Genomic DNA, 7,629 nt, shown 5'->3' with positions numbered 1-7,629 from the left:
TGGTGCCCGGGGCCGGACTCGAACCGGCACGCCTTGCGGCGGGGGATTTTGAGTCCCCTGCGTCTACCTGTTTCACCACCCGGGCTTTCGTCGGCGATAGAACACGCCGGACGCGAAGAGCGCGATTATGGCGGAAATCGTCTCCGCTGACAAGCATCTATGCCGCGGCCGGCACCCGCCCCTCACTGGCCCAGGTAGACGAACTTCCCACCCTTGATCGTCCCCATCACGCTGGCGCGCTGATCGAGGCCGACATGGTCGCTCGCGCTCGTATTGACGACGCCGTTCGGCACGACGAGTTCGTGCGCCTGTTCCAGTGCGGTCCGCAGGGCCGTACGGAACGACTCCGTGCCCGGTTGCGCTTGCTTCAGCGCACGCGCGACAGCGTCGTTCAAGCGCGGAAAGACGCCCGCCGCATCGGCCGCAAACTGCGTGACGCTACCGGCCCCGTACTTGGCCTCGTACGATTCGACGAACGCCAGCGCCTCCTTCTTCGACGGATGATCGGCCGGCAGCGTACGCGCGACCATGACAGGCTGCGTCGGGAACAGCGTCCCTTCGACATCCTTGCCCCCGAGCTTGATGAACTCGGGCGTGGCGATGCCGTGCGTCTGGTAGATCGGCCCTTTGAAACCGCGCTCGACCAACTCCCGCTGCGGCAGCACGGCCGGCGTGCCCGCACCCGCGACGAGGATCGCATCGGGCTTCGCTGCCATCAGCTTGAGCACCTGTCCCGTCACGCTCGAATCGGTGCGGTTGTAGCGTTCCGTTCCGACGATCGAGATATGTCGCAGCTTCGCCAACGTCGAAAACGCTTTGAGCCAGCCGTCGCCGTAGCTGTCGGCGAAACCGATGAACCCGACCGTCTTCACGCCATGATTCGCCATGTAGCGCGTCATCACATCGGCCATGGCACTGTCCGTCTGGGCCATCTTGAACGCCCAGACGCGCGGGCCGGTTTGCGGCTCGACCACACTGCCCGAGCCGATCAACGTGATCATCGGCGTATGTGAGTTCGCCACCGGATCGAGCGCGGCCAGTGCAGCCGGCGTCACATTCGGGCCGACGATGACGTCGACACGATCCTCGTGGATCAGCTTGTTGATATTGCGCACGGCGGCGCCAGGATCGGAGCCGTCGTCCAGGAAAAGATATTCTGCGTTTTGCCCCGCAATCGTCTTCGGCCACATCAGCATCGCGTTCTTGCTGGTGATACCGATGACGGCGGCCGGGCCCGTCGAAGACAAATCGATGCCCACTTTGATGTCGGCGCGCGCGGGGGCGGTGAACGCCGCGCAGGCGACTGTACAGGCCGCGAGGGCGAGCGCGCGGCGGAAGGTTGCGGACAACGCCATGCAAGGGTCTCCTGAGATTCGTGGCTAACGAGTTAAATATGGATTCACCGGCGGGCGCCTAAGCACCGCACCCAACTGCGCGCGTTTGCCGGGCGGACTTTTCGCCTTGCCGCTGACTGGCTTACAGTTCGTAGCTGTCATGCTCGCCCTTGAGCGCCTGCTCGATCAGCTTGCGATTCAGTGTCGGCGAAAGCAATTCGACCAGCGTATAGACGTAGCTGCGCAGATAGGCACCCTGCTTGAGCGCCACACGCGTCAGATTGCTGCCGAACAGGTGTCCGACGGGCATCGCGCGCAAATGGCGATCGCGTTCGGCGTTGAACGCGATGTCGGCCATGATGCCCACGCCCAGACCCAGCTCGACGTACGTCTTGATGACGTCGGCGTCGATCGCTTCAAGCACGATGTCCGGCGCGAGCCCCCGCAGCGAAAACGCCTGGTTGATCTTGCTGCGGCCGGCGAAGGCGTTGTCGTAGGTAATCAGCGGGTACTGTGCGAGATCTTCGAGCGAAAGCTGCTTGCGCTGCAGCAGCGGATGGTCGGCCAGCATGACCGCCACGTGGTGCCACTGGAAGCAGGGCAGCGAGACGAGTTCCTTGTACGACGAAATCGCTTCGGTGGCCACCGCGATATCGGCCTGGTCGTGCATGACCATCTCCGCCACCTGGGTCGGGCTGCCTTGCAGAATCGACAGATGCACCTTCGGAAAGCGCTTCTTGAACTCCGCAATGGCGCCGGGCAGCGAGTAGCGGGCCTGCGTGTGCGTCGCGGCGATCACGAGGTTGCCTTGGTCCTGCGCCGCGAAGTCCTTGCCCACACGCTTCAGGCTTTCCACCTCCTGCAAGATCCGCTCGACCGAGGCCAGGATGATCCGTCCCGGCTCCGTCAGCGAACGGACCCGCTTGCCGTGGCGCGTAAAAATCTCGACCCCGAGCTCATCCTCCAGCTCGATGATCGCCTTGGAGACTCCCGGCTGCGACGTAAACAGCGCCTTGGCGGCCTCAGTCAGGTTGAAGTTCTGTCGGACCGCCTCGCGCACGAACCTAAATTGGTGCAGGTTCATTTATAACCCTATCGGCATAAGGAAAGAATTTTTTAGTCGTTTGAAATATAAGGCCAGTTTATTACGATCGGCGGACGTTTTTCAATATGTATAGCTGTTTTCGTCATTAGCGGATGACAGAACCGTCTGAACGAGGGGCGGTTGTCTGCCTAAGATTCGATTCGGGCGCCGCGAGCAGCGGCGCAACACAACCTGGGGTCCCGAATGTATCAATACGATCAGTACGACCAGACCATCGTCGACGAGCGCGTCGCGCAGTACCGCGACCAGGTCCGCCGCCGTTTGTCGGGCGAATTGAGCGAGGACGAGTTCCGCCCGCTGCGCCTGCAAAACGGCCTCTACATGCAGCGTCACGCCTACATGCACCGCATCGCGATCCCGTACGGCAACTTGCGCAGCGACCAGTTGCGCATGCTGGCGCACATCGCGCGCAAGTACGACCGCGGCTACGGCCACTTCTCGACGCGCACGAACATTCAGTACAACTGGATCAAGCTCGAGGAAACGCCCGATCTGCTGGCGGACCTCGCCTCGGTGCAGATGCACGGCATCCAGACGTCCGGCAACGACATCCGCAACATCACGGCGGACCAGTTCGCCGGTGTGGCCCCCGATGAGATCGTCGATCCGCGTCCGTGGGCTGAGATTCTGCGCCAATGGTCGACATTCCACCCCGAATTCAGCTGGCTGCCGCGCAAGTTCAAGATTGCGGTGTCGGCATCGAAGGAAGATCGCGTCGCGGTGCAGATCCACGATCTGGGTGTGTACCTGTCGAAGAACGAGGCGGGCGAGGTGGTCTGCGCCATTCTCGCGGGCGGCGGCCTCGGCCGTACGCCGATCGTCGGCCCGATCATCCGCGAGAACCTGCCTTGGCAGCACCTGCTGACCTACTGCGAAGCCGTGCTGCGCGTGTATAACCGCTTCGGCCGTCGCGACAATATGTACAAGGCGCGCATCAAGATTCTCGTGAAGGCGCTCGGTACGGAAAAATTCGCTCGGGAAGTGGAAGAGGAGTGGCAGCATCTGAAAGACGGCCCCTCGACGCTGACGCAAGCCGAGTTCGATCGCGTCGCTCGTCATTTCACGCCGCCGGCTTACGAAAAGCTGTCGGATACCGACGCATCGTTCGAAACGCATCTGCTGGAAAATCGTGCATTCGCGCGCTGGATTGAGCGCAACTTGCGCCCGCACAAGGTGCCCGGTTACGCCGCGGTCACGCTCTCGTTGAAGCCCGCCAAGGGCGCGCCGGGCGACGCCACCGCCGAACAGATGGAAGCGGTGGCCGATTGGGCCGATCAGTACTCGTTCGGTGAACTGCGCGTGTCCCACGAGCAAAACCTGATTCTCGCCGACGTCAAAAAGCGCGACCTCTTCGCGCTGTGGGAGAAAGCCAAGCAGCAAGGCTTCGCCACGCCGAACATCGGTTTGCTGACCGACATCATCGCGTGCCCGGGCGGTGACTTCTGTTCGCTCGCGAATGCCAAGTCGCTGCCGATCGCACAGGCGATTCAGGACCGCTTCGACGATCTCGACTACGTGCACGACCTGGGCGATCTGTCGCTGAACATCTCGGGTTGCATCAATTCCTGCGGCCACCACCACGTCGGCAACATCGGCATTCTAGGCGTCGACAAGGACGGCTCGGAGTGGTACCAAGTGACGTTGGGCGGCGAGCAAGGCATGGGCGCGACCGGTGCGCGTCTGGGCCGAGTGATCGGGCCGTCGTTCGCAGCGGAAGAGATGCCCGACGTCATGAGCAAGGTCATCGATACCTTCCTCGAAAACCGCATCAACGGCGAGCGCTTTATCGACACTTACAATCGGATCGGCGTGGCGCCGTTCAAGGAACGCGTGTACGCGTCGCGCCAGCCGGCGCACGCATAACCGCCGCGCGAAGAGGGATATTTGCAGATGACTTCGATTATCAAGAACCGCTCCGTGGTGGAAGACGATTGGACGGTGGTGCGCGCGGCCGAAGACGGTACACTGCCCGCGGCCGATGCACTGCCCACCGGCCGTGTGCTCGTTCCGTTCGCGCTCTGGAAGCAAGCGCGCGAGGCGCTGATCGCATCGCGCTCGCAAGACGCGCTCGGCGTATGGCTCGCCCCTGACGACGAGCCGGCCGATCTCACCGCGGACTTCGACAAGATTTCGCTGATCGGCGTCGATTTCCCCGTTTTCCGCGACGGCCGTGGCTATAGCACCGCGCGTTTGCTGCGCGAGCGCTACCACTGGCAAGGCGAGTTGCGCGCGATCGGCGATGTGTTGCGCGATCACTTGAATTTCATGTTCCGCTGCGGCTTCGATGCATTTGCCGTGCGCGCCGATAAAGACATCCACGACGCGCTGCGCGCTTTCGAGGAGTTCTCGGTCCAGTATCAAAGCGCCTTCGATACGCCGCAGCCGCTGTTTCGCCGCCGCGCGGCACTTGAATCGGAGCGCGCATGAGCCAGGACCGCACGCCCGCCGCCGCGCCCGTCGATGCGGCGCTCGAGGCAAAGATCGATCGCCTGCACGCATTCGTCGATGAGATCGCGAAGCGCCATGCTCGTATCAAGCTCGCCAGCAGCCTGGCCGCGGAAGACATGGTGCTGACCCATGCAATCTTGTCGCGCTCGGCGGCGATCGGCATTTTTTCGCTGAATACGGGCCGCTTGCATGCGGAGACGGTCGGCATGATCGATCGTGTCCGCGAACGGTACGGCTACGAGATCGAGCAGTTTCATCCGCAAGCCGAAGCCGTGGACGAATACGCGAAGTCGCACGGGTTGAACGCGTTCTACGAAAGCGTCGAGTTGCGCAAGCGCTGTTGCGAGATCCGCAAGGTCGATCCGTTGAACCGCGCGTTGTCCGGCGTGGACGCCTGGGTGACGGGGCAGCGTCGCGAGCAGTCCGTGACGCGCGCCGAGCTGCACGAAGAAGAGCATGACGCCGCGCGCAACATCGCGAAATACAACCCGCTGGCGGATTGGAGCGAAGGCGAGGTTTGGGCGTATCTCCAGCTGTTCGACGTGCCCGTCAATCCGCTGCACGCGCGCGGCTATCCCAGCATTGGCTGCGAGCCGTGCACGCGCGCAGTGCGTCCCGGCGAGGACAGCCGGGCGGGGCGCTGGTGGTGGGAGTCGCGCGACTCGAAAGAATGTGGACTGCATGTCACGGTGTCGACGGTGCAGTTCGCGCCGGGCGGCGCGCCGGCTTCGGCCTGACGCGCTCCGGATAGGTACCGGACGAGCAGCACAGAACAGCATATGCAGCATCCGAATGCCGTGACGGCTCACTCGAGCGCATCGGCGCCGGGCGCGGCCCACGGGCAAACGATAGGAAACCGTTAAACATGAGCACGATTCTCGAACCTTCTGCGACGACCCCGCTCACGGTCAGCGCATCCCGCATGGACCACCTCGACTGGCTCGAGGCCGAATCGATCCACATCCTGCGCGAGCTCGTGGCCGAATGCAGCAAGCCGGCGCTGCTGTTTTCGGGCGGCAAGGATTCGGTGGTCGTCCTGCATCTGGCGTTGAAGGCGTTCGGGCTGGGCGCCAAGCGCAAGACCTCGCTGCCGTTCCCGCTCGTGCATATCGATACGGGGCACAACTACCCCGAAGTGATCGATTTCCGCGATCGCCGGGCCGAGCAGATTGGCGCGCAACTCGTGGTGGGCCATGTCGAAGATTCGATCAAGCGCGGCACGGTGCGGCTGCGCCGCGAGACCGATTCGCGCAATGCGGCGCAAGCGGTGACGCTGCTCGAGACGATCGCCGAGCACGGTTTTACGGCGATGATCGGCGGGGCGCGCCGCGACGAAGAGAAGGCGCGCGCCAAGGAGCGCATCTTCTCGTTCCGTGATGAATTCGGCCAATGGGATCCGAAGGCGCAACGCCCCGAGCTGTGGAGCTTGTACAACGCACGCTTGCATGCGGGCGAGCATCTGCGCGTGTTTCCGATCTCGAACTGGACCGAGCTGGACGTATGGCAATACATCGCGCGCGAAGGCTTGGAATTGCCCTCGATCTATTACGCGCATGAGCGCGAGATCGTGCGCCGCAACGGCTTGCTCGTGCCGGTGACGCCGCTTACGCCGATGCGCGAGGGCGAGCAAAGCGAGCAGGCGCTCGTGCGCTTCCGCACGGTGGGCGATATCAGCTGCACCTGCCCGGTGGAGAGCGACGCCGACGACGTGGAAAAGATCATCGCCGAGACGGCGGTGACCGACATCACCGAGCGCGGCGCGACGCGCATGGACGATCAGGCGTCCGAAGCTGCGATGGAGCAGCGCAAGAAGCAAGGTTATTTCTAAGCACACCGAAAACATTAGGACGGGATTGAGAACATGAGTACTCCTCATCAACCGGCAGACCTCGGCGTGCTGCGTTTCATCACGGCGGGCAGTGTCGACGACGGCAAGAGCACGCTGATCGGCCGCCTGCTTTATGACAGCAAGGCCGTGCTGTCCGATCAGCTTTCGGCACTCTCGCGGGCGAAGAACAAGCGCACCGTGGGCGAGGAAATTGACCTGTCGCTGCTCACGGATGGCCTGGAAGCCGAGCGCGAGCAGGGCATCACGATCGACGTGGCCTATCGCTACTTCGCCACGGCCAAGCGCAAGTTCATCATCGCCGATACGCCGGGGCACGAGCAGTACACGCGCAACATGGTGACGGGTGCGTCGACGGCGCATGCGGCGATCATCCTGATCGATGCGACGCGCGTGACGAAGGACGACGCGGGCCGCACGATCCTGTTGCCGCAAACGAAGCGCCATAGCGCGATCGTGAAGCTGCTGGGCTTGCAGCATGCGATCGTGGCGATCAACAAGATGGACTTGATCGACTACAGCGAGGCGCGCTTCAACGAGATCCGCGATGCGTATGTAGAGCTGGCGCGGCAGTTGGGGTTGGCCGGTGTGCGCTTCGTGCCGGTCTCGGCACTGAAGGGCGACAACATCGTGCAGGCCAGCGAGCGCATGCCCTGGTATGCGGGCGAGCCGCTGCTCGATGTACTCGAACAACTGCCGGTGGCGCAGGCCACGGGCGAGGCGCTGCGCTTCCCGGTGCAATGGGTGGCACGCCAGGACGGTGCGAGCGCCGATGATTTCCGCGGCTACATGGGCCGCGTCGAAGCGGGCGAAGTGCGCGTGGGCGATGCGATCGTCGTGCTGCCGGCGCAGCGCGAAGCCACCGTGGCCGAGATCATCGCACCGGTGCCGGGCGG

The 7,629-nt window shown here is 63.3% G+C and carries 7 protein-coding genes and 1 tRNA gene; 5 read left to right on the top strand and 3 right to left on the bottom strand.

All coding sequences use genetic code 11. The annotated features are described in order from the left end of the window. The 3 genes from ACTHL0_RS10250 to ACTHL0_RS10240 all read right to left on the bottom strand — a co-directional run bounded on the left by ACTHL0_RS10250 (window position 1) and on the right by ACTHL0_RS10240 (window position 2,418). A tRNA-Leu gene (locus tag ACTHL0_RS10250) sits at window positions 1-85 on the bottom strand. Window positions 86-182: 97 nt separating this feature from the next. Further along, window positions 183-1,355 (bottom strand): ABC transporter substrate-binding protein, encoded by a 1,173-nt coding sequence (locus ACTHL0_RS10245; RefSeq protein ID WP_440566619.1) that lies wholly within the window; start codon window positions 1,353-1,355, stop codon window positions 183-185. 121 nt (window positions 1,356-1,476) lie between these two features. Then, a complete protein-coding gene (locus tag ACTHL0_RS10240; protein ID WP_440566618.1) occupies window positions 1,477-2,418 on the bottom strand; it encodes a CysB family HTH-type transcriptional regulator in 942 nt (313 codons plus the stop codon). Between the two features lie 204 nt (window positions 2,419-2,622). Between ACTHL0_RS10240 and ACTHL0_RS10235 the strand changes: the two genes are divergently transcribed. The 5 genes from ACTHL0_RS10235 to ACTHL0_RS10215 all read left to right on the top strand — a co-directional run. After that, window positions 2,623-4,302, top strand: coding sequence for a nitrite/sulfite reductase (locus ACTHL0_RS10235; protein WP_440566617.1), 1,680 nt, complete (start codon window positions 2,623-2,625; stop codon window positions 4,300-4,302). A 27-nt stretch (window positions 4,303-4,329) separates the two neighbouring features. Further along, window positions 4,330-4,866 carry a DUF934 domain-containing protein gene (locus ACTHL0_RS10230; RefSeq protein ID WP_440566616.1) on the top strand — a complete coding sequence of 179 codons (537 nt, stop codon included), beginning with the start codon at window positions 4,330-4,332 and terminating at the stop codon, window positions 4,864-4,866. Then, window positions 4,863-5,624 (top strand): phosphoadenylyl-sulfate reductase, encoded by a 762-nt coding sequence (locus tag ACTHL0_RS10225; RefSeq protein WP_440566615.1) that lies wholly within the window; start codon window positions 4,863-4,865, stop codon window positions 5,622-5,624. The genes ACTHL0_RS10230 and ACTHL0_RS10225 overlap by 4 nt, the downstream gene beginning before the upstream one ends. Window positions 5,625-5,752: 128 nt before the next feature. Beyond that, window positions 5,753-6,715 (top strand): sulfate adenylyltransferase subunit CysD, encoded by a 963-nt coding sequence (gene cysD / locus ACTHL0_RS10220; RefSeq protein ID WP_440566614.1) that lies wholly within the window; start codon window positions 5,753-5,755, stop codon window positions 6,713-6,715. A 33-nt stretch (window positions 6,716-6,748) separates the two neighbouring features. Continuing rightward, window positions 6,749-7,629, top strand: an 881-nt coding sequence (locus tag ACTHL0_RS10215; RefSeq protein ID WP_440566613.1) for a sulfate adenylyltransferase subunit 1, incomplete at its 3' end; no start/stop codon positions are given.

Source organism: Trinickia sp., from assembly GCF_051961175.1.
Taxonomy (GTDB): Bacteria; Pseudomonadota; Gammaproteobacteria; order Burkholderiales; family Burkholderiaceae; genus Trinickia.
Note: the sequence above shows the minus strand (reverse complement) of the source record. Positions and strands in the feature narration are given on the sequence as shown.

Coding starts and splice junctions, on each gene's coding strand:
- ACTHL0_RS10240 (WP_440566618.1), bottom strand. CDS start 2,418: ATGAACCTGCACCAATTTAGGTTCGTGCGCGAGGCGGTCCGACAGAAC.
- cysD (WP_440566614.1), top strand. CDS start 5,753: ATGAGCACGATTCTCGAACCTTCTGCGACGACCCCGCTCACGGTCAGC.
- ACTHL0_RS10235 (WP_440566617.1), top strand. CDS start 2,623: ATGTATCAATACGATCAGTACGACCAGACCATCGTCGACGAGCGCGTC.
- ACTHL0_RS10225 (WP_440566615.1), top strand. CDS start 4,863: ATGAGCCAGGACCGCACGCCCGCCGCCGCGCCCGTCGATGCGGCGCTC.
- ACTHL0_RS10230 (WP_440566616.1), top strand. CDS start 4,330: ATGACTTCGATTATCAAGAACCGCTCCGTGGTGGAAGACGATTGGACG.
- ACTHL0_RS10245 (WP_440566619.1), bottom strand. CDS start 1,355: ATGGCGTTGTCCGCAACCTTCCGCCGCGCGCTCGCCCTCGCGGCCTGT.